This window comes from Shewanella subflava (assembly GCF_025971955.1).
Lineage (GTDB): Bacteria > Pseudomonadota > Gammaproteobacteria > Enterobacterales > Shewanellaceae > Shewanella > Shewanella subflava.
Window position 1 is genome coordinate 230,256 of the sequence record NZ_JAPDMX010000024.1, and the last position, 22,183, is coordinate 252,438.

General features: G+C 43.1%; 21 protein-coding genes. 11 read left to right on the forward strand and 10 right to left on the reverse strand.

What is annotated here, in order from left to right:
• Nucleotides 1-21 precede the first annotated feature (21 nt).
• The 4 genes from OHT75_RS10200 to OHT75_RS10215 form a co-directional block, all read right to left on the reverse strand.
• A complete protein-coding gene (locus OHT75_RS10200; RefSeq protein WP_264726367.1) occupies nt 22-1,512 on the reverse strand; it encodes a HAMP domain-containing sensor histidine kinase in 1,491 nt (496 codons plus the stop codon).
• Nucleotides 1,512-2,243: a response regulator transcription factor gene (locus tag OHT75_RS10205; RefSeq protein ID WP_264726368.1), complete on the reverse strand. Its 732-nt coding sequence runs from the start codon at nt 2,241-2,243 to the stop codon at nt 1,512-1,514. The genes OHT75_RS10200 and OHT75_RS10205 overlap by 1 nt, the downstream gene beginning before the upstream one ends.
• An 80-nt stretch (nt 2,244-2,323) precedes the next feature.
• Nucleotides 2,324-3,046 (reverse strand): spondin domain-containing protein, encoded by a 723-nt coding sequence (locus OHT75_RS10210; protein ID WP_264726369.1) that lies wholly within the window; start codon nt 3,044-3,046, stop codon nt 2,324-2,326.
• 11 nt (nt 3,047-3,057) lie between these two features.
• A complete protein-coding gene (locus OHT75_RS10215; protein WP_264726370.1) occupies nt 3,058-3,759 on the reverse strand; it encodes a spondin domain-containing protein in 702 nt (233 codons plus the stop codon).
• Between the two features lie 174 nt (nt 3,760-3,933).
• On the opposite strand from OHT75_RS10215, the gene OHT75_RS10220 reads away from it, so the two are divergent.
• Together OHT75_RS10220 and OHT75_RS10225 are read left to right on the forward strand one after the other, a co-directional pair.
• Entirely contained in the window at nt 3,934-4,485 is a 552-nt protein-coding gene (locus OHT75_RS10220; protein WP_264726371.1) for a GNAT family N-acetyltransferase, read from the forward strand.
• A 230-nt stretch (nt 4,486-4,715) separates the two neighbouring features.
• Complete coding sequence (locus OHT75_RS10225) at nt 4,716-6,065, forward strand: NAD(P)/FAD-dependent oxidoreductase (RefSeq protein WP_264726372.1); 1,350 nt, start codon at nt 4,716-4,718, stop codon at nt 6,063-6,065.
• Nucleotides 6,066-6,105: 40 nt separating this feature from the next.
• Here OHT75_RS10225 and nhaC read toward each other — a convergent pair whose 3' ends face one another.
• Nucleotides 6,106-7,581 (reverse strand): Na+/H+ antiporter NhaC, encoded by a 1,476-nt coding sequence (gene nhaC / locus OHT75_RS10230; RefSeq protein WP_264726373.1) that lies wholly within the window; start codon nt 7,579-7,581, stop codon nt 6,106-6,108.
• Between the two features lie 497 nt (nt 7,582-8,078).
• On the opposite strand from nhaC, the gene OHT75_RS10235 reads away from it, so the two are divergent.
• On the forward strand, nt 8,079-9,143 hold the full coding sequence (locus tag OHT75_RS10235; protein ID WP_264726374.1) for an HlyD family secretion protein: 1,065 nt from the start codon (nt 8,079-8,081) through the stop codon (nt 9,141-9,143).
• A complete protein-coding gene (locus OHT75_RS10240; protein ID WP_264726375.1) occupies nt 9,133-10,155 on the forward strand; it encodes a DUF2955 domain-containing protein in 1,023 nt (340 codons plus the stop codon). Before OHT75_RS10235 ends, OHT75_RS10240 begins: the two co-directional genes overlap by 11 nt.
• A 148-nt stretch (nt 10,156-10,303) precedes the next feature.
• Here the strand turns inward: OHT75_RS10240 and purD are convergent, their stop codons facing one another.
• The gene (gene purD / locus OHT75_RS10245; protein ID WP_264726376.1) at nt 10,304-11,605 is read right to left on the reverse strand and encodes a phosphoribosylamine--glycine ligase; all 1,302 of its coding nucleotides are present in this window, start codon (nt 11,603-11,605) and stop codon (nt 10,304-10,306) included.
• Nucleotides 11,606-11,781: 176 nt separating this feature from the next.
• On the reverse strand, nt 11,782-13,371 hold the full coding sequence (gene purH, locus OHT75_RS10250; RefSeq protein ID WP_264726377.1) for a bifunctional phosphoribosylaminoimidazolecarboxamide formyltransferase/IMP cyclohydrolase: 1,590 nt from the start codon (nt 13,369-13,371) through the stop codon (nt 11,782-11,784).
• A 349-nt stretch (nt 13,372-13,720) separates the two neighbouring features.
• Here purH and zntR point away from each other — a divergent pair, with 349 nt between their 5' ends.
• The 3 genes from zntR to OHT75_RS10265 all read left to right on the forward strand — a co-directional run bounded on the left by zntR (nt 13,721) and on the right by OHT75_RS10265 (nt 18,056).
• Nucleotides 13,721-14,182 carry a Zn(2+)-responsive transcriptional regulator gene (gene zntR / locus OHT75_RS10255; protein WP_264726378.1) on the forward strand — a complete coding sequence of 154 codons (462 nt, stop codon included), beginning with the start codon at nt 13,721-13,723 and terminating at the stop codon, nt 14,180-14,182.
• An 82-nt stretch (nt 14,183-14,264) separates the two neighbouring features.
• On the forward strand, nt 14,265-15,698 hold the full coding sequence (locus OHT75_RS10260; RefSeq protein ID WP_264726379.1) for an SO_0444 family Cu/Zn efflux transporter: 1,434 nt from the start codon (nt 14,265-14,267) through the stop codon (nt 15,696-15,698).
• A 381-nt stretch (nt 15,699-16,079) separates the two neighbouring features.
• A complete protein-coding gene (locus OHT75_RS10265; RefSeq protein ID WP_319803631.1) occupies nt 16,080-18,056 on the forward strand; it encodes a multiheme c-type cytochrome in 1,977 nt (658 codons plus the stop codon).
• A gap of 609 nt (nt 18,057-18,665) precedes the next feature.
• Here OHT75_RS10265 and OHT75_RS10270 read toward each other — a convergent pair.
• Nucleotides 18,666-18,791, reverse strand: a complete 126-nt coding sequence (locus OHT75_RS10270) for a hypothetical protein (RefSeq protein ID WP_264726380.1) — start codon at nt 18,789-18,791, stop codon at nt 18,666-18,668.
• 261 nt (nt 18,792-19,052) lie between these two features.
• On the opposite strand from OHT75_RS10270, the gene OHT75_RS10275 reads away from it, so the two are divergent.
• Both OHT75_RS10275 and OHT75_RS10280 read left to right on the forward strand, forming a co-directional pair.
• A complete protein-coding gene (locus OHT75_RS10275) occupies nt 19,053-19,505 on the forward strand; it encodes a GNAT family N-acetyltransferase (RefSeq protein ID WP_264726381.1) in 453 nt (150 codons plus the stop codon).
• A gap of 10 nt (nt 19,506-19,515) precedes the next feature.
• Nucleotides 19,516-19,833 (forward strand): putative quinol monooxygenase, encoded by a 318-nt coding sequence (locus OHT75_RS10280; RefSeq protein WP_264726382.1) that lies wholly within the window; start codon nt 19,516-19,518, stop codon nt 19,831-19,833.
• Nucleotides 19,834-19,877: 44 nt separating this feature from the next.
• On the opposite strand, the gene OHT75_RS10285 is transcribed toward OHT75_RS10280, so the two are convergent.
• Entirely contained in the window at nt 19,878-20,138 is a 261-nt protein-coding gene (locus OHT75_RS10285; RefSeq protein WP_264726383.1) for a hypothetical protein, read from the reverse strand.
• A gap of 163 nt (nt 20,139-20,301) precedes the next feature.
• Nucleotides 20,302-20,556 (reverse strand): hypothetical protein, encoded by a 255-nt coding sequence (locus OHT75_RS10290; RefSeq protein ID WP_264726384.1) that lies wholly within the window; start codon nt 20,554-20,556, stop codon nt 20,302-20,304.
• Between the two features lie 161 nt (nt 20,557-20,717).
• On the opposite strand from OHT75_RS10290, the gene OHT75_RS10295 reads away from it, so the two are divergent.
• Nucleotides 20,718-21,599 (forward strand): radical SAM protein, encoded by an 882-nt coding sequence (locus tag OHT75_RS10295; RefSeq protein WP_264726410.1) that lies wholly within the window; start codon nt 20,718-20,720, stop codon nt 21,597-21,599.
• Between the two features lie 76 nt (nt 21,600-21,675).
• A complete protein-coding gene (locus OHT75_RS10300; protein ID WP_264726411.1) occupies nt 21,676-22,131 on the forward strand; it encodes a GNAT family N-acetyltransferase in 456 nt (151 codons plus the stop codon).
• The last annotated feature ends 52 nt before the right edge of the window (nt 22,132-22,183 follow it).

The following is a 22,183-nucleotide window of genomic DNA, read 5'->3' on the forward strand; positions in this document are numbered from 1 at the left end:
ATTTTTGTCACCTGAGTTGCATTAAAATTGCGTCACTAATTCAATTTTAAACTCACTGCCAATACCGGGTTGGCTTTGCACTTCAATTTTACATTTCAATAGCCCTAACAGTTGACGCACAATAGCCAGCCCTACGCCGAGTTGAGGCAGTGCCTGATTATTATCAAAGGTCAGTTTGTCCTGTTGGACTGCCGCAGGGCTTAATGATAACTGTCTTAATGCTTCTACTTCGTGTTGATGCATGCCTGAGCCGGTATCTTTTACCGCCAGCCATTGTTGGTTTTTACCCTGATTGCAGTCCTGTTGGGTAAAAATGGTGATTTCGCCACCGGTCGGCGTGTAGCGTAAGGCATTATCAATAAGATTATTGAGTATGCGGCGCATCAATTGTGGGTCGGTTAAAATGGAGCTGACGTTAACTTGCTCGAAATTTAATGTTACACCGAGTTTTTTTGCTCTTGGGGTAAAGGTTTGTTGTATTTCACTGAGGAGCTCAGTTAATTCGACTGATTGAAGTTGAGCATGAATTTGGCCATTTTCTAATGCAGCGAGTTCGAGTAGCTGTGCTAATAATTGCTGTAAGGTTTGGCCTGAATTGGCCGCATACTGAATCAAGGCTTCATCGCGTTCATCAGCGGGCAAAATCAACCAAGTGTCGATATAGCCTAATAATGCGGTTAACGGGGTTTTTAGGTCATGGGACAAGTGCAGTAAAAAGTCATGCTTGGTCTGTTGCTGACGTTTGACCTGTTGCTGCTGCTGTTGAATTTCTTGCAGTAAATGATTGATATGCTGACTCAATTGGCTTATCTCTACACTGCCTCTATAGCGTTTGGGTAAGGTGAGGTTTTCGCTCATGGGTAAGGCTGTTAACTGGTTTAAGTCACGGGCGAGTTTATCGATTGGGCGAGTAAAATAGCGCAGTAACATCACAAATAATAATAAGGCGAATATTCCCCAGAAACCGATAGTTGCCCCCCATATCTTCGGCTGGTTTTCGGCATTAATTAATGCTTGCCAACTATCGTAATCTTCACCGCCAATTATCACATATAAATAGCCGCTGTGTAGTCCATCAGCATTAATGAGTTTGCTGGCAGAAAATATTTTTTGGGTGTTGTTTGAACGGGGATCTGTTCCTAAAATGGGCAAGCTTTGGCCTGTTAAAAATTGCTCAATGATACCAATATCGACACGATGATTTTTAATTTTGTCTTCTTTGGCATCATAGGCGATGACCTTACCATCAGGGTCTAAGGTATAAATTTCGAAGCTTGGACCCAGCAACATAAAATCATGAAAAGCTTCTTTTAATGCGGCATCAGAGGTGATCCCCTTGGATAACAGCGGATTAATGTGTGCCATATGGTCAGCCAATTCTTGGTGCAGTGATTGCTGAATTTGGTTGCGGCTAAACTCGTGATTTAATTGCAGCCACTGCCATAACGCGACAAATAACATCAGCGATATGATGGTTGCGACTAAGAATAATCGGTTAAATAGGCGATTCATTAGTGTGTATGGGCCTCAGGTGGCGAAAATTTATAGCCCACACCCCAGACGGTTTTGACTAGGTCGTGTTCTGAACAGCGGGATAATTTGCTGCGTAAGCGATTAATATGGCTATTTACTGTGTGCTCGTAACCGCTGTAATGATAGCCCCACACCGCTTCTAATAACTGTAAACGGCTGAATACTTGTTGTGGATGTTGGGCAAGAAACAGGAGTAAATCGAACTCGCGTGCGGTTAACTCTAAAGCATTATTAAACGCTAATACTTCACGCGTGCTGGCGTTAATGCTGACACCATTAAACTCGAGTTGTTGCTGAAGTTCGTGCTGAACTTGCCCCCGTCTTAAATGCGCTTTTACTCTGGCGCGCAGTTCTAGCACGCTGAAAGGTTTTACTAGGTAGTCATCTGCGCCCGCTTCAAGCCCTAGCACTATGTCTGCTTCAGAATCTTTGGCGGTCAATAACATAATTGGTACCTGATTTTGTGCTTGTCTGAGTTGCTGGCAAAGCATTATGCCGTCGCCGTCGGGTAACATTCTGTCCATTAAAATGAAATCAAGTTTCTTATGTTCGATTATTTGCATGGCTTGCTTTAAGGTGGTGGCGTGAGATACCTGATAATTTAATGCAGTTAAATTGATCAAAATGAGTTTGGCTAAATCTTGTTCGTCCTCAACTAATAAAATATGTTGTGGGCTTGCGTGGCCATTATGTTTCGCTGAACTTTTCATGTGTATCCCTCAAGACAGGTCCTTGCTTCCATTGCAACAGACCTGTATTGAGGCGATAAAATTTCAAATGTGTCGAAATTTTATTCAGTGCGGGTAATGGTTACCGCGATAACTGGGTTGTCAAAACGGTGTGATGGCATTAATACTGAGTCGGCTAGTCCGTCATACATAGTGATAACTCCTGGGTGAATATGGACAAAATCCACATCATCACGGGCGGCATGAAAGCCTTCACCGCCGTCTGCTGGGCCAGGCATAGTGCCTTTGGCTTCACTGTTGGCTTCAGTGCCTGCGTCATAAGCCATGTATTTCATCATTTGTGGCCTATCAACTTCCATTTCAGCAATGTGATAACTGTTGATGCCGGTAAAGGCATCGTTCGTATTCACTAGCATGGTGGCTAGGCTGATATTGGCAACATCGGCTTGTGCTAATGTGAGGGTAAGGGTTTCACTCATGCCTGGCATTAACATCCCTGTACCGTTAACACTGCTTTCAATAACTGCAAGGGCTGCAATATCTGCGGTGTCGCCACCTTCGGCCATTTTTTCAATAGCAACACTGGCCTTTTCTCCCGCTTGCCATAAGCTGGCTTCGGCGCTGTGCGCGGCAAGAATCATGGGGGACATAGGCTGATTTGCCGTTAGGTTTGTTACCGTGACGGTAAAGGTTTGCATAACAACAACTGGTGGCGCTGGCGCGACAACAACATCGTCATCATCATTACCACAACCACTGAGCAAGGTTGTGGCAACAAATAAGCCAAGTAAGCTGGTTTTCAGTTTAATGTCGGTGGTTTTCATGTTTTACCTCCTTATTTTACTGTGACCACAACTTTCGCCACAGGGTTTAACCAGCGGTGAATACGGCTGTCTAAATCGCTGGCTCCACCCATTGGGTCGGTATCACCTAATACGCCTGGGTGAGTATGCACGTACATGTTATCTGCACCGTCCATTACGCCGGTGCCATTCGCTCCACCGTTGCCACCGGGAGCGACAGGAATACCCGGTACGCCCGACATACCGCCGCCATTAATGATTTCATCATTGGCTTCTGTGCCAGCATCATAGGCATTAACATAGACGGTATACGTGCCCGCTTCAGTTGGAATTTTCCAACTGTCTAAACCAATAAATGCATCATTGGTTGGCAGCACCATTGCGACGATAGACAGGTGAGTGTTATCGCCTGTATCTAACATGACATCATTAATGCTAGCGCCAGCGGCAAGTAAGCCCATGGCTGGGTTAGTTGAGGTGATGCCATTGGCGCCGATTACCGCTGTATTAAGATCGGCTATGTCGCCACCTTCAGCCATTTTTTGTAATGCCGGAGTCGCCATTTCACCGACGTGAAATAAATGGCTGTCGCGGGTGTGAGCTGCTATTAACAGAGGCGTAAAGTGATTACCATGGGTAAGATTGGTAACACTGACTTCAATGTCTGCTGCTTGAGTTGATAAACTGAATAAACCTGCTGCTAATAGGCTAGCGTTAACTAATGACCGTTTCATAACTGAGCTCCTTTTGTTTAATTGCAGTGAGTATGACAAAGGGAGTTCACTAGGTTATTGCCAAATTATCACAAAAGTTTAACATCGTTGGTTTGAGGCTTTTTTGTTATGCTAAATTAGCCTGTAAATGTGGACCAAAATAATTTTTCTGGGTATCAAAAAAGAATAAAAAACATGATTAGAACGTTACAACAAGATGATTTTAAAGCGGTATTAGAGCTTGGTGAGCAAGTGCATGGCCAAGGGTATATGGATATGGATGAGCTAACAGCCATTTATCACAAGGGCATAAAAAATGGCATTAATGCCAATTTTGTCGCGATTGAAAACAATGAATTACTGGGCTTTCGGTTAACCTATGCCGCAGGTAATTGGCAGCAGGATCAATGGTGCACAGTCGAGGAATGGGGATTTGACTTTATAGATGTGTGTTACTTTAAATCCAATACCATTGCTGAACATGGTCGAGGTAAAGGATTAGGTGGGCAACTTTTACAAGCCTCTAAACAAGCTGTGATGGCGCAAGGGGCGAAAGCTGGCGTGAGCCATTTGTGGCAACAAAGTCCCAACAATGCTGCGGTTCGATACTTTACCAAAGCGGGTGGGAAATTAATTAAGCAGCATCCCCAGCGCTGGCATCAACGACATATGGGTGAAGATTATATCTGCGTGCTTTGTGGGGTTGATTGCCACTGTGTCGCCTGTGAAATGTTATTAGTATTTTAATGATGAAAACATCCACCCAAACAACGTCAGAAACGCCTAAGATAATAGCACAAGAGCGTGAGTTACTTTCACTCGAATTAAACCTGCTTGCGTTACAGAAGCTGAAATTGTCAAAGTGGTGCTTTTTTTGAAATGTGTTCAATTGATAATTTTTAGTCCTTCAGCTGCCGAACTTATAGTGTTAATGGCACGCAACTGGGATCAAATTTTACCGTTATTAGGCTAACCCAATGCAACTTTATGATCCCCTCGTTAATCCCACGCCACAACAGCAACCTCTGCCGAATAGTTATTGGGCGAGTACAATTCAATTACCTGCGCCAGAAGGCGCATTAAAGGGCAGTCAGCAAACCGATGTGGCTATTATTGGTGGCGGTTACACGGGGTTATTAACCGCTTACTATTTGGCGACTGAATTTAATATTGATTGTCATGTGCTTGAAGCTAATCAAGTTGGTTTTGGTGCCAGTGCGCGCAATGCCGGCTTTGTGCTTAAAGGCTCTGGCCGTTTAGGGTATAGCGCCATGGCACAGCGATGGAATATTGATACTGCTAAAGGGATTTATGCGGAGTTTACCGAGGCGGTCGAGCGCGTTTCAGGGTTAATTAAGCAACATCAAATTAGTTGTGATGTACAAGATACAGGATACTTAAAAGTGGCTCATAACCCCAAAGCGCTCGCACAACTGCAGGCAGCAGCGGGGTTTATTCAACAACATTTTGGCGATGGTGCTGAGTTTATCGACCGAAACACGTTTTGTGAACAGTACATGAATCACCAGCAAGCCTATGGTGCACTGCGACTTAATGATGGTTTTGGGATTAATCCGCTCAAATTGCTACTGGGTTATAAGCAGATGGTGCAGCAAGCAAAGGTCTCGATATCGGAGCAATCGTGCGTGCTTGAATGGCAACAAACGGGCGCAAAGCATCGCTTGCTAACCGAGTCTGGTGAGCTTATGGCTAACAGGGTGATTTGTGCGGGCAATGCTTATACCCCAAAACAATTTTCGCCAATTATGGATAATAAATATTTGCCAATTTTAAGTAATATCATTGTGACTGAGCCACTGACTACTGAAGAATTACAGCAAGCGGGGATTTATACTTCGCAAGTCACCATGGATACACGGATTTTAAAATATTACTACCGTCTTTTGCCTGATAACCGCTTGTTGTTTGGTGGTCGAGGCGCTGTATGGGGCAAAGACGGTGCTAACCCTGTGTATGGGCAACGGCTAAAAATGGCCTTGGACAAGTGCTTTCCCGCATTAAAACACAAAGGCATTGCCTATAACTGGACTGGTTGGATAGCGGCATCATTTGATGATATGCCCCATGTGTTTTCACAAAATGGGGTGGGATACAGCTTAGGCTATTGTGGTGCAGGGGTGTCTTTTAGCAGTCAGGCGGCCTATCGATTAGCCCAAAGTATGGCGGGTATCACACCACCTAACTTGCCTTTATATCGTCAACCTTTACCCGCTCAGCCAGTCTCGATATTGCCTTTTGGTCAGCTTAAACGCTTGGGCCAATGGGGGTATTATCATTATGGCTGGATGAAAGACCGCTTTGGTTAAAGCGGTTTATCATCCAAGTTTACCGCGATATGTTTGGGTGTTAGCCGACTACAGTACCATCATGTATTAGGCTTTCATCTAAGGGCTCAATTTTAAAATTGAAGTAGGCGTAAGATGCACTGACACAAGGGCAAATTAAGTTAAAGAATGCATAGGGCAAATATGCCACGGTCGCTACGCCTAATGTGCTGGCCATAAAAGCTCCACAGGTGTTCCAGGGCACAAGTGGGCTGGTTACTGTGGCAGAATCTTCAAGGGCGCGGCTTAAATTAATTGCTGCTAGTTTTCTGTTAGTATATTCCATTTTTAGCATTCTACCCGGCAACACAATCGCAATGTACTGATCAGCGGTAATCACATTGGCACCGATGCATACACCGAGTGTGGTGATGATCAAACTAGACGTACCTGTCACTAGGGTTAAAATACTTTGTAGAATTCGCCCCAACAGACCTGTGACTTCCATAACGCCACCAAAGGCCATAGCGCACAAAATTAACCAAACCGTTGTAACCATACTACTCATGCCGCCACGACTTAATAAATTATCTAAAACATCATCCCCAGTGTTAGCCACATAGCCATCAAACATGGCAATCCAAATGCCTTTAACTAACGCTAAGAGGGGAGAGATAGTGTCATCATGCACATATGCCAGCACGTTATCGTATTGGAAAATAGCGGCACAAACAGCCCCTGCCAATGTGCCTAAAATAACCGTTGGAAATGCAGGCATTTTGCGATTGGCAAGATATAAAACCACCAGTAACGGAAACAGTAAGTGAATGCCAGGATTAAAAGTGCGTTCAAGCAAAGCTAAACTGTCGGTGAGTTGATTTTCTACTGGGGTGGCTTCAGCGGTTAAGCCTAAAAAGGTAAAGCCAATAAGCGCAATAATAATGCTGGGGACAGTTGTCCAAGTCATGTGTTTAATGTGGCTAAAAATATCGGTTCCGGCAACCGCAGGTGCGAGGTTGGTGGTATCGGACATGGGCGACATTTTATCACCAAAATAGGCACCACTGATAATGGCTCCGGCGGTGATATTAATATCTAGCCCCATGGCCGATGAGATACCAATTAGCGCAATACCTAAGGTGCCTGCAACCGTCCATGAGCTACCAATACTTAACGCCACTACCGCGCACAATAGACAACATGCACTGTAAAAGTATTGTGGATTAAGGATTTGCATACCGTAATAAATCATGGTGGGTACGGTGCCAGCTAAAATCCAAGTACCAATCAGTGATCCCACACTAAACAAAATCAATAATGCACCTGTTGCTACACCAATACTTTTAACAATACCGCGCTCCATTTGATTCCAGCTGTAGCCATTTTTAAACCCAATCACCATGGCGATACAGGCAGCTAGTACCAAGGCTATTTGATTGGCACCAGATGAGCTGTCCGATGAAAAAAGATAGACCGCCGCAGCGAGCATAATGATTAGAGCAAATACAGGCGTAAGCGCGTCAAGCAAACTTGGTTGCTTGTGCTGAGTGTCAGGCATAAGTGGATCCCTTTGATGATTTATTATTATATTTATGGTCAACGGGTAGTGGTGTGTTATGTGGGTTTATGAACTCATTCGGGGGAGTTATAAGCTGTTTTACACTAGCCGTATTAGCTTGTTACTAACTTGTTATCTGACTTTATCGTGACACAGGTCACACAGCAAAGTCGAGTCTAAAACCTTGTGTAGAGGCGGTTTGGCTATAAATCAAAATCAAGATTTGATGCTGGTATTGATTAAATTTTTCGGTAAAGTTGGTATTTATGCTAAATAGTGAGAATTTGCTGCCTAAGTATGCAAGTCATCATGCTGGAGATTATTTGTGTTTTATTCAATATATCGTTGTTTTATGAATATTCTGTTGGAGATATTTGTTGTTTTTGTCATAAAGGGCACATAGGCTTGTTGGTCATTAGAAATTTAACATCCATTTCTTTCACTTAGTGTTATTTTTGTTAGAATCATATACATCAATATAATTAGAGAGTAGTGACATGTCTGCTGCGGAAAAATCATCTCGCAAACTGAGTTTTTATATCATCGGTGTTATCCTATTTGTGTGGTTATATAGCCTATGGGCGGATCGCGTTACGCCAATGACAGGAGAGGCGAGAGTGCACTCTTACCTTGTGCGAGTTGCCAGTGAAGTGACCGGTAACGTGGTTGAGGTAAATGTAAAAAATAATCAAGTGGTTGAAGCGGGTAGTGTGCTATTTAAAATCGATCCGCGAAACTATGAAATCGCATTACAGTCTGCCCAAGCGAATCTGACTATTGCTGGTCAGGGCATTGGTGCGAATACCGCTGCGGTAGCTGTAGCACAAGCAAAAGTGGTTGATGCTATTGCTGCACGTAACAATGCGAAAGAACAATATGTTCGAGTGATGGAATTAGCCGGGCAGGGTGTATTAAGTAAAGCCGATTTAGATAATGCGACTGAATCACGCGACAGAACCCAAGCCAGTTATGAAGCCGCTGAAGCATCGTTAGTGCAGGCAAAACAAAACTTAGGCCCTGAAGGCGAGAATAACCCGCAATTGCTTGCCGCGATGGCCAACCTCGAAAAAGCACAGTTAGACTTACAGCGCACAGAGGTGCTGGCGCCCTCAAAAGGTATCGTTACTAATTTACAGCTAACGGTAGGTCAAAAAGCCAGCGTTGGCACACCCATTTTAACTTTCATTGATCCTCGTGGTGTTTGGATTTCAGCTTTAGTCAGAGAAAATTCACTTGAACACATTCGAACGGGTCAGTTAGTCGAAGTTGTCCTAGATGCGCTTCCAGGTCGAGTACTTCGTGGCAGAGTTGACAGCATAGGTTGGGGAACAGGTGGCAGTAACAATATTGACCAAAATACTGGTTTTTTAACGGCAGATACTCAGTCAATGAAAGCACAACGCTATCCAGTTAACATTGTGTTTGAAAATGAAGATGTACCACAAAATATTCGATATGGCTCACAGGCAACGGTGGCATTTTTTACTGAGCAAAGCAGCTTTGGTGAATTATTAGCAAAACTTTGGATCCGCGTAGTGAGTGTATGGACTTATGTTTCGTAGCGCTGCTAATCCGATAATACGACTGGTTGTTTTTCCGGTCCTTTTATTGTTTCACTTGCAATACAGTGGAGCGTTGATGCCGGTTTTGGCACCGATATTTACAGTGATCTTTTTAACCTTAATGCCATCTAAACCACCATTGAATTTGTTACTGAAATTAATGTTGGTATTGTTTTTCGTTAGTTTTGTTTTAGTGTTTGTTGGTGGAGTATTACAAGACACTCCAACCGGGTACGGTTTGTTTTGCTGGTCATTATTTTTTTGGAGTTTTTACCGTAGCCATAATGATCCTAAAGATATCTTTGCCACTTTGACTATCATGGTGGTTATTATTATGACCGTGATGAATTTTCAGATGGGCACTCAGGTAGATTTTCTACCTTGGTTGATGTTTAAAGATTTCTTTATAGCTATGGTGATTACCTATATCAGTTTCTTACTTTTTCCGGGTGATGAAAAAGATATTTTAATGGATGAAACTAGCAAAGAGGGAGCGGAAACCAATATCGGCCTGATTGTATTTAAAGCATCAGCCATGTGTTTGGTAATGGTGGTGTTAATAGGGGTGGGTAGCTCGCAAACCATGCTGATTACGCTGACAATTAGCAGCATGATTATGATCCCTATTGCTAATGACCATCGCACCTATAGTTATAATAAAATTATCACCACAGTGATAGGCATCTGCTTTACTTTACCTGTAATGTTTTTGTTTATGTTTGGTGTGTCGACTTGGATGTTAATTGGCGTCACCATTTTTTGCGGGATTCAATTAGCCTGTTATGCCATTCGTCGTCAATGTCGCTTCAGCATATATCAGTTAATGTTTACTAATTTTGTGGTGCTCACTTACCAAGTGATTAAGCATCAAGGTACCGCATCTTTGTCGGCAGAGTTTTTACGTTTGTTATCCATTGCTATCGCCATTTTGGTGGGTGCGTTGATTTTAAATTTAACCAAACACCAAGCCGTAGCACTTGTTAAAAAAACACCGACACCTCCAGCTGAATAGTGATTAATGGTGTGTGATGAGTCGCTAAGCGCTATGGTGATTGTATTTAAATACTCGAATAAAAAAATCCCTGTGGTGACAATCACAGGGATTTTTTATTCGCTAAAGGAAGATGATTACCGAATGGCAACCTCTTTTGCTTTGCTGTTTATGCTTTACCTTGCTCGCGTGCAATCGCACGATAGGCAATATCAGTACGGAAGTAGATATCATCCCAATGGATAGCATCAACTAAAGCGTAAGCGGCTTTTTGTGCTTCAGTGACTGTGTTGCCTAATGCGGTAGCACATAATACGCGGCCACCATTTGTGACGACATGACCGTCTTTCATTTCTGTACCAGCGTGGAATACCTTGGCATTGTTGTCGCCTAAAGCTAAGCCATCAATGACATCATGCTTACGATAAGCATCTGGGTAACCGCCAGCTGCTAACACCACCCCAACAGCAGGACGAGCGTCAAATTCTGCACTGACTTTATCCAATTCACCACGGGTGGCAGCAAGGCACAGCTCAACGATGTCAGATTGTAAGCGCATCATGATTGGCTGAGTTTCAGGGTCGCCAAAGCGGCAGTTGTACTCAAGTACCTTTGCGCTGCCATCTGGTGCAATCATCAACCCTGCATATAAAAAGCCAGTGTAAACATTGCCTTCAGCGGCCATGCCATCAACTGTTGGGCGGATAACATTTGCTATGGTCCAGTCATGAACTGCTTGAGTTACCACCGGCGCTGGTGAGTATGCTCCCATGCCGCCGGTATTTGGGCCATAATCGCCATTGTCACGGGCTTTGTGATCCTGACTGGTGGCCATAGCCAAGATGTTTTTACCATCTACCATGACGATAAAGCTGGCTTCTTCACCTTTTAAGAATTCTTCGATAACAACGCGTGAACCCGCCTCACCAAATTTGTTGCCCGCCAACATGTCTTCAATGGCGGCATCAGCTTCAGCTTGGTTGGCTGCAATAATGACGCCTTTACCTGCGGCTAAGCCATCGGCTTTAATTACTACGGGGAATCCTGTTTTAGCGGTTAACTCAGCGGCGTAAGCTTTGGCAGGTTCAATAGCAGTGAAGTTTGAATAATCAGCGGTTGGAATATTGTGACGTGCTAAAAAGTCTTTGGTGAACGCTTTTGAAGACTCAAGTTGCGCGGCGCCTTTAGTGGGGCCAAATATGGGCAGTCCAGCTTCGTGAAATGCATCAACAACACCCAATGATAACGGCACTTCTGGACCAACAATGGTGAGTTCAATCTTGTTGTCCTGCGCAAATTTCACTAACTCTGAAATAGCCTCAACCTTAATTGCAACGTTTTCTAGTTTTGGCTCTAGTGATGTGCCCGCATTACCTGGCGCAACAAACACTTTTTTAACTTGAGCAGACTGTGCTGCTTTCCAAGCTAAAGCATGCTCACGACCGCCGCCACCAATTACAAGTACTTGCATTTTTTAATCCTTTTATAGCTGCGCCATTGTTCCAATTTCTGCTTCAAGTATGCTCACTTATACTTATAAGCTCCGCCTACTTTCATTGAACTTGAAACAACGGCTGGCTCTAATATGTTAAAAATTAAAGTCAAAAACGCCACTTAAATTTAGAAAATAAGTGGCGTCAAATCTGATTAGTGACGGAAGTGACGCATTCCGGTAAACACCATAGCAATGCCGTGCTCATCGGCAGCGGCGATGATTTCTTCATCGCGAATTGAACCACCCGGTTGGATGATACAACTGATACCCGCTGCAGCGGCAGCGTCGATGCCATCACGGAACGGGAAGAAGGCATCCGATGCCATTACCGAACCTTCAACCACTAAGCCTTCGTCAGCGGCTTTTATGCCAGCCACTTTAGCTGAGTAAACGCGGCTCATTTGACCAGCACCAACACCGATTGTCATGCCATCTTTGGCGTATACAATTGCGTTTGATTTAACAAACTTAGCCACTTTCCAGCAGAACATTAAGTCAGTGAGCTGTTCAGCTGTAGGCTGACGTTTTGAAACCACTTTAACGTCTTCAACATTAACCATACCTTGATCGCGGTCTTGCACTAACAAGCCACCGTTAACACGTTTAAAGTCTAGTGTAGTGGTTTTAGTGCTCCACTCGCCACATTCTAATAAACGTACGTTTGCTTTTGCAGCAACAATATCGCGTGCCGCTTGGCTAACTTTAGGGGCGATGATCACTTCAACGAACTGACGGTCTACAATCGCTTTGGCTGTTTCTGCATCTAACTCTTGGTTAAAGGCGATGATACCGCCAAATGCTGATGTAGGATCTGTTTTAAAAGCACGCTCGTAAGCTTCTAAAATGGTACTACCTAATGCCACACCACAAGGGTTAGCGTGTTTAACAATCACGCACGCTGGGCCTTCAAACTCTTTAACGCACTCAAGGGCTGCATCGGTATCTGCGATGTTGTTATAAGATAACGCTTTACCTTGAAGTTGAGTTGCACTGGCAACGGATGCTTCATCAATGTGTGCATCAACATAAAACGCCGCTTTTTGATGGCTGTTTTCGCCGTAGCGTAAATCTTGCTTTTTAATCAGCTGAGTATTGAATGTACGCGGGAAGCTTGAATCTTCGTGACACTCATCTTTGCTGTGTGCTGGCACCATAGTGCCGAAATAGTTGGCGATCATGCCATCATAGGCTGCGGTGTGCTCAAATGCGGCAATCGCTAAATCAAAACGGGTTGCAAGCGTTGTGCTGCCGTTGTTTGCTTGCATTTCAGCAATCACGCGCGCGTAATCTTTAGCGTTAACAACAATCGTGGTGTCTTTATGGTTTTTCGCTGTAGAACGGACCATGGTAGGGCCACCGATATCGATGTTTTCCACTGCGTCAGCTAATGTACAACCTTCTTTAGCAACGGTTGCTGCAAAGGGGTATAAGTTTACCGCGACTAAATCGATAGGTTTGATGGCGTTTTGTTCCATCACTAACTCATCAATACCACGACGACCTAAAATGCCACCGTGTACTTTAGGGTGCAATGTTTTAACACGACCATCCATGATCTCAGGGTGACCTGTGTAATCAGAAACTTCCATGACAGGGATATTGTTATCGGCCAGCAACTTAGCAGTGCCTCCGGTCGATAACAGTTCAACACCTTGAGCATGCAAAGCTTGTGCAAATTCAAGGATTCCAGTTTTATCTGAAACGCTTAGTAGCGCGCGACGAATTGGTCTGACAGTATTCATGTAGGTACAGGGTCCACTATTTAATTTCAAGGATCTTTCGCAAACCAGATTCATCATGCTTGATGGTGTGTAATACCAAAAGTGAATCTGTTTTGCCAAAGCTCCTCGGGTTCATTATTTGAACAAAATGTGCAGCTGTTTATTGTGATTATTATGAGTGCCGTTAAAGCGCGCGTATTTTACCGTAAACCATAGGGCTTGAGTGTTTTTTCTGCGTGATTTCACAATATTGAAATCCGAACAACGCAACATAAAATAAAACGCATTAAAACCCTTGACCTTAGATTAAACTCTAAGGTTTATACTGGACCTATATTCAAGCGGTTTACTGATCTAAAACGGGATGCTTATGTACCGAATAGGCGAGTTAGCAAGTCAATGTGATATCAAGGCAGACACGTTACGCTTTTATGAAAAGCACGGTTTACTTGCTCCTTCCAGCCGTTCAGAATCTGGCTATCGTCTCTATACCAAAGAAGATGCATCAAGGTTACGCTTTATTTTGCGTGCTAAAGCGGTGGGTTTTACCTTAAATGAAATATCTGAGCTGTTGTCTATCGAACTCGATAAAGCCAACTGGGCTTGTGCTGACGTCAAAGGCATGGTGGATAATAAACTTGGGCAGGTTGAAGCAAAAATTGCCGAGTTAACTCAGTTTGCTAATTCACTGCAAAGCTTATCTAACGCCTGTTGTGGCGGGCCTGATAGTGCAGAGCATTGCAGCATTTTAGAAGCGCTTGAGTCTGAAGATAAACAACTGAATGCCAGAAATGAGACTGCGCATAATGGACATCATCATGCCCCTAAATAAAGTGATGTTTATCCGTGGTCTTTTGTTACCTGTTTTAGCCTTAAACGGCTTGTATATAAGTTAAGTCGTTGGAGACGTTGTTATGTTAATTGAAAACTTTATTCATTTGTTTTTAGAGTCTGCACCTTGGTTATTATTGGGTTTAGTGCTGGCTGGCTTGTTAAAAGTGTTTGTACCTATGGAATGGATGCAAAAACAATTAGGTGGCCATGGTTTTAAAACCGTTCTAAAAGCGGCCATCTTAGGTGCGCCGTTACCTTTATGTTCCTGTGGTGTAATTCCTGCTGCGGTAGGGTTACGCCGCTCTGGTGCATCAAAAGCGGCGACAACGTCATTTCTTGTATCAACACCTGAAACAGGGGTTGATTCGGTAACGGTTTCTTATGTGTTACTTGGCCCCTTTATGGCGATAGTGCGCCCCATTGCGGCGATTACCAGCGCTGTTGTTGCTGGTTTATTAGTGGGGCGAGATGACGATGATGGCAAGCCCAATGATAAAGCTAACCAAGCCGCGGAGGAAAAACCTGCCGCTGCATTAGCTGAAGCAAACAAAAGCAGCAGTTGTTGTGCAAGCCAGCCTGCTAAAAATAAAGCGATAACCACAATGAGCTTTAAGCCGGTAGTGGCTGAAACTAAGTTGTTCCAAGCTGAGTCATTTAAGGCTGTGGCAGAGAAACCATTGGATAATCTAGAGCAGACAAAAACGTGTTGTAGTTCAACATCCGTCGACAAAGCACCAGAAAAATCGAGCTGTTGCAGTACAACCACTTTGTCTTCAGTCCAAACTCCTGCTCACGGTAAAAACGATTCCGAAGTACCGGCTAAAACCAGTTGTTGTAGCAGCAAGTCGGCTAATCAAGCGAAGGTTACGCCTAAAGCAACTGAAATGGCTGACAGTTGTTGTGCCTCAACCGATGATATGGCGACAGCGTTAAAGCAAAACTCAATCTTAAGCCGAGTGGGCTCAGGTTTGCACTATGCCGCTACTGATTTAGTGCGCGATACAACCCTATGGTTGTTGGTCGGTTTATTTTTTGCCGCTTTAGTGCAAACCTATGTACCGGGTGACTTTTTAGCGAAATGGGGTGATGGTATTCTGGCTATGCTCGTGATGGTGATAGTGTCAGTGCCTATGTATATCTGCGCAACGGCATCAACCCCTATTGCGGCAGGGCTGCTACTTGCTGGTGTATCACCAGGAGCGGTCTTGGTGTTTATGATGGCTGGGCCTGCGACTAACATTGCCACCCTTGGCGTTGTAAGCAAAGAGCTAGGAAAGCGGGCTTTAGTGGGGTATCTAGGCGGTGTGCTTGGGGTCGCGTTGATTTCAGGGATGTTGGTGAATTACTTAGTTGCCAACTTCGGATTTGAAGTGCTACCGCAAATTGGCCCAGAACACGAACTTTTACCTCAAAGTGTGGTGGCGATATCGGGAATAGTCCTTGCCGCTCTTATGGCTAAAGTATTGTGGGATAAATTGCCGAAAAAAAACAAAGATGCAGCTTGTTGCTCATAGCTTGAACCGACAGTGATGCAATTTTAACGTTCGTCATATTAAAGGCCTTTACGGCCTTTTTTATTGCCTAAAAATGCCTCTTGATAGTTTCAATCGCGATCAATAACTGCTCATGAACAATGGTTTTATGAGTAGTTTTTTTGTTTGTTTCATTATGTATCGTTCTGTTTTTTTAGGGTTTCAGTATTTGCTGATTTAGGCATATTTATATTAGTTTGTTAAAAATAAGATCTACGTCTGATTTTGACTTTAAACTGAATATTTCAATACTTTTCAGCAAACTTTATGTGACTTTGCTCTCGTTGCAACAAGTTAAAGCTGCTTATTATCTAAACGGGTTGTACCTAATAAGTAGTATTTATAATAACAAGAACGGAGTGAATGATGAAAAAGATGAATGTCTGTAAAATTGCATTTCTCATCGCAACGGCAATGGGGGTTGTTGCTTGTGGTAGTGATGGTAAAGATGGCGCGCCAGGAGAGCCTGGTGAACCAGGACCAAGTCCATTACCTCCAGTGGTGGAAACATCAACTGTCACGAATTTGGAAATGATTAACCACATGGTTGAAGAAGGTCAGTTGACTATCGAATTTGCGATAACAAACGAAGATGGCATCGCAATTACAGGATTAAAAGATGCCTCTGTATACCTTGCCGCCATGACTGAACAAGGTATTCAGCGTAGCCGTGATGGCAGTGTCGGTGGTAATGCCACGGTAGGCGGCGACAAGCCAACAGAAGGGGCGTCATTGACAATGTTAGATAATGGTAATTATCAATTTATTGCGCCAATGGCTGCGGTGCAAGCTGACACCCAAGGGCTGATCCGTTTACAAGTGGGCGGCGGTGAAATTGCTAAATCACCCTATATCATTATTGATAAACCTGAAATGACTCATACTACAACCACTGAAACCTGTTATTCATGTCACGTTGATTATGCAACTTCAGACTTAAAGCATGCGGGTTATGTGGCATTAAATACTGAAGGCGAAGTGGATTTTGTTGGTGGCTGTATGGTGTGTCACAACAATGTTCCACGGGATATTGCTGAAGATGGTTCATCTTTAAACACGGGTGGTTATGCTAAAAACAGCATGCAGAAGTTGGGTCACATTAATCACCAGAAATTTGAAAAAGATTTCACCCCTGTTAATTGTTATACCTGCCATGCGCAACCTGTAATTAATACTAATCTTGCAAGTAATGGTTGTAGTGATTGTCATAGCGTCGAAGGCGCTAAGTATGATCGTGTGATGAGTGCAACCAGCAGTGGTTTTGATGCCCGTGATTTCCACGCACAAAAAAGTGGTTTAGCGAATTTGAAAGCTATGCGCAATGGTTACTCTGCTGAAACATCAGTACCGTTTAAAGATGACAATGGTGTTTGGTGTACCACAATGGCGTTATTTAAGCTTGATGGTGATAGCAAAACACCGGTGCATATAGGTGATAATTATAGCCACGATTTAACCAGTCATCATCCCGACACGCCGATTGTGTATGCTGGGGCTTATTTACATGGCTACTACAATAACTCAATAGTCGGTCGCTTTGCAGGCCATGGAAAAGATGAAATTAAAACCGATAATGCAGACGGCACGCGCACGCATTGTTTCCCATCGCCATCAACAGGTTTTGATGCGGCAGATATCATGGCTTCGGCACGTATTTCGCTAAGCTATGATGGTTGGACAGATAATGACGGTAAAGAGTCGTTATCATTTACGGCATACTCTGATGCTACTAACCAAATCAGTGGCGAAGAAGTGCCATATGAACGTCGTCTAGCGGTAACCAATGATAGTTGTACAACCTGCCATAATAGTGAAACTAACTATCATAAAAATGGTGCCTATAACGATGGCGGTGTCGATTGCGTCGCTTGTCATAACAATGGCCAAGACAGAAGCGCTAAAAACTCTGCACCAGGCTTCGGCCCTATGGTACACAGTATGCACTGGGGAATTGGTAATGCATTGTCTGGGGCTAAAAAAGATGAGGATGGTAATAACATTGCTAACTCAGCTGATAGTTTAAATGCGGACAATTGTGTGTCGTGTCATGCAAACGGTGTGGATTTAAATGCAATCCCTAATCAATACATTCGGGCTAAAGCATTTAACAATGGCGATCAAACCAAAATGGCTAGCCCAATCACAGCTAACTGCTTTGCTTGTCATAGCGATGCACAAGCCCTAAACCATATGCAACAAAATGGTGGCGAGATTAGCGCTGAAAAAGGCAATGGCAACGATGGAACTTGGTTTACTCAACCAACAAGTGAATCTTGTGCAACCTGTCATGCTGAAGGCAAATCATTCGGTATTGATAAGTTCCATCATTTCCAACGTTAATTATGCTATTGAGTAATCTTGAATGCCCATAAGGGCTGATTAAGGCATACAGTTAAAGCATCAATGGGAGCTAATTAGTTCCCATTTTTTATGCTTTACTCACACAATGGGTATCCTCTATTGCCCTAGATTAAACACCGAATCCTGAATGGTGCTTGGTTTGCTAATCGCAACATACAAAGAGTTGTGCGATCGACAATACTGTTCCTGATAGCGATGTGAGATATTTTTAACAGATTATTGAGTCGTTAATGACTGGCTGATAAAGGGAGTCATAGACCTAAGGTAAAAGTGTGCCGTCAGAAGTAAAGAATCCACCTTCTGAAGAAGGTAGCTTTGATATCAATCCCTAAAAGGGCGCTTTCCTGCCGTGCGTTAACAAGACGTCGTAAATATATCCATATGGGCTTTACTAAATCATCCCTGATTTAGAAGCTTGTACCGCACCATTAGCACAGCTCACCTATCACTTGAATTAATAAGCTATTGAACATCCTTCAGGCAAAGCCTAATTGATGATAATCACCTACTGAAATAGGTGGTTTATGGGCTGAAAACAAAAATACCGAGCAATGCTCGGTATTTCTTATCAGCATCACTAAAGGGTATTTATTTCGCTTTAGACACGATATTTGATGTTGGTGCCTTTTTAGCTTGTTTCGCTGCACGTTTTTCTTTTAACGACAGTTGTGGCTGTTTTTTGGCTTCTTTAGAATTATTACGTTCTTTACTCATGTTGCACTCCCAAAAATGTAAGGGTTTACGGTTACGAAATAATTTAAACAGAATGAAGGTTTTTGTGTTACCTGATCCGTAAAAGCAGCGTAGCACTAATTGAATGAATTTGAGCTAGGGTAAGGATAGAATATTTTAGTCTAGCATTAGTTTAATATGTGCTATCACCTTGGCATAGAAAAGCAGGTGCAATATCGATAGACTGTGGCGTAACAAGAAGTGTTACAATGCGATTGAATTAATAGGAAAAAGGAGTCAGAAGTGATTTGGCGTACATTGAAGTTTGACCAACTAACACGTGATGAACTCTATGAAATACTCAAACTAAGGGTGGATGTGTTTGTAGTAGAGCAAAATTGTCCTTACCCTGAGCTAGATGAAAAAGATCGTCACCCACAAACAGTGCACATGTTGAACCAGAACCGAGATGGCCAACTTGTGGCTTATTGTCGAATTTTGCCTCCTGGCTTAAGTTATCCTCAAGCCAGTATTGGTCGCGTTGTTGTAACCCCCAGTCATCGTGGTCAGGGCTTAGCAGAGCCATTAATGCAACAAGCGTTGAAGAAAACCTTGGCTAACTGGCCTAACGCCGGCGTACAAATTGGCGCGCAAGAGCAACTGCAAAAATTTTATCAGCGCCTTGGTTTTATTAATCATTCCAAGGTGTATTTAGAAGATGGCATCCCCCATATCGATATGATGTATCAAGATTAAGGAAGTAGTAATGTCGGATTATGTTATTAACTACACTCAGTTAGTTTGTGTGGCGCAATTTGTTGCTAAAGCAGGTAAGCGTGATGCATTAGTGGCAGCACTGGTCAGTTTAATTGCAGATACACGTCAAGAACCCGGTTGTATCCGCTATGAACTGAATGTCAGTGTGGATGACGACAATAAAGTCGCTTTTGTTGAAAAGTTTGTTGATCGCGCAGCGTTTGATAAGCATTGTGCTAAAGAGGCCATTCAAGATTATTTTCATAACGTAATGCCTGAGTTGGTTGAGTCACACCATGTGGAAGTGTTTCATCAGGTAATGGCTTAACGTTTAGACAAAAAGAGTGCAACAGCAATCTTTTTTATCAATATTCATTCTGCTGGGTTGTGCCGCAGTTTTATTTGATGTTGTAAATTTAGTGCGCCATCAGCATCGATAACTGCAATATCATTATCTTGCGATATCACCGCTAAAGGTCCCGCTGTGGTGTGACGTATAAAGAGCAATCGATAGCCATAATTGTGCAGTTTGTACAAGGTGATTTTTTGTTCTGCTGAGGCGTTATCCCAGTGTTCGAGATTGGAAAAGCAGTGCTTGCGTTGTTCTTGGAATTGATAGGAAGCGACATCCATGTTGATATACCTATTGTGTTAAATGAAATCCATTTCAACCACTAATCTAACACACCCGCGATATTTATCTTATTGTTTTTATATGCTCTGTGAGTGATATCAATATTCATGTTAATAAATGCGTCCAGCCTTTTTAATCATACTTTTAGATTATTGCAATGCCTTAGTGCTGCTGGCGTATAGATATTTTGGGGTGTAAATCTATCTCACCATCATGGTATATCAAGGCAATATCATCTTGCTGGCAAACCACAGCGATCGGGCCTTTTACACTATGTCTCATAAACAGTAAGCGGTAGCCAAAACGATGTAAATCATATAAGGCCAGTTTTTGTTCTGCGGTGGCCTGCTCCCAAAGTTCGCTATTGGGCAGCGGGTTACCCCGACGCTCACTGATATCAAGTGCTGATTGATTCATCTTAATACCTCTTATTTAACATTTCATTATGCTAATGGTGTGTTTCTTTGGCTTGTATAACAACCCATTGAAGCAAAGGCCGTACTTTTTAATGCTAATGCAGTTATTTATACTGCCGAACTTCTGATAAAGTTTAAATTTATTCGTTATGGAAGGATGTGATCTTGTTAAAATATATTGAACCTGTTTTTAGACCACCATCAGAATGGAAGTCGTTGATATTGCAGGTTACCAATGGATGTAGTTGGAATAACTGCAGTTTTTGCGATATGTATACCCAACCGCAAAAACAATTCCGCGCCCAAAAGGTAGACAGTATTGAACAAGATATCCTTGTCGCCGCAGCATCAGGTTATCCCATAACTCGGGTATTTCTTGCCGATGGTGATGCAATGAGCTTGCCTTTTAATCGCTTAAAAGCGATTTGTGAGTTAATCAATACTCACTTGCCATCGGTGACCCGGATAAGTAGTTATTGTTTACCACGTAACTTAAAAAACAAAACCGTTGAACAGTTGGCTGAGCTTCGTGAAATGGGGTTATCTTTATTGTATATCGGCTGTGAAAGTGGTGATGATGAAGTGCTGACTCGGATTCAAAAAGGTGAAAGTTATCAGTCTTCACTTGCAGCGTTAACAAAAATTAAGCAGGCAGGTATTAAGTCATCGGTGATGATTTTAATGGGCTTAGGCGGAACTCAATTATCGACCCAACATGCTATAGCATCCGCTAAATTAATGAACGATGCTCAGCCAGAATATTTGTCGACGCTGGTGGTGACACTGCCATTGGGGACGGCGCGAATGGATGCGGCATTTGATGGTAAGTTTGAGCTGCCCAATCAGCAAGGGTTATTAGTGGAAATGCAAACATTGTTGACCCACCTTGAACTGGATAAAACCATTTTTAGATCCGATCATGCTTCTAATTATCTGGTGCTAAAAGGCGTCTTAGGTAAAGATAAGCCGCAATTATTGGCTCAGGTTACTCAGGCATTACAAGGTATGGTGCCATTAAGGAAAGAGTGGCAGCGCGGCCTATAAGTTGTGTGTAATATTGAATGGAAGTCACTAGCCGCATAAAGGTGATTTCAGCAGCCTAAAGGAAATGAGTCGTATTATGGAAATACGCATTGATGATTTATTTGGACCAGAAATAGCCATACTACTCAATGAGCACTTAGCGGATATGTACGCAACCTCACCGCCAGAGTCCGTCCATGCGCTTGACCTTGCAAAGTTGCGTCAGCCCGAGATCACGTTTTGGACGGTTTGGGATAATGGCCAATTAGCGGGTTGTGGTGCGATAAAGCAATTAACCAATACTCACGCTGAGATAAAGTCTATGCGTGTGGCTAATGCCCATCGACGAAAAGGGGTTGCTGCTAAACTATTACAACACATACTGGATTTTGCACAGGCTAAAGGCTATCAAAAATTAAGTTTAGAAACGGGGACGATGGATTTTTTTGCTCCCGCAAGGCAGCTTTATAGCCGTTTTGGTTTTCTGGAAGGTGATAAATTTGCCGATTACGGCATAGACCCAAACAGTCTGTTTATGCACAAAATGTTGTGACTCTAATATTGATACTCAACATCCTCTAGCAGAGTCACACTTAGCTAATTGC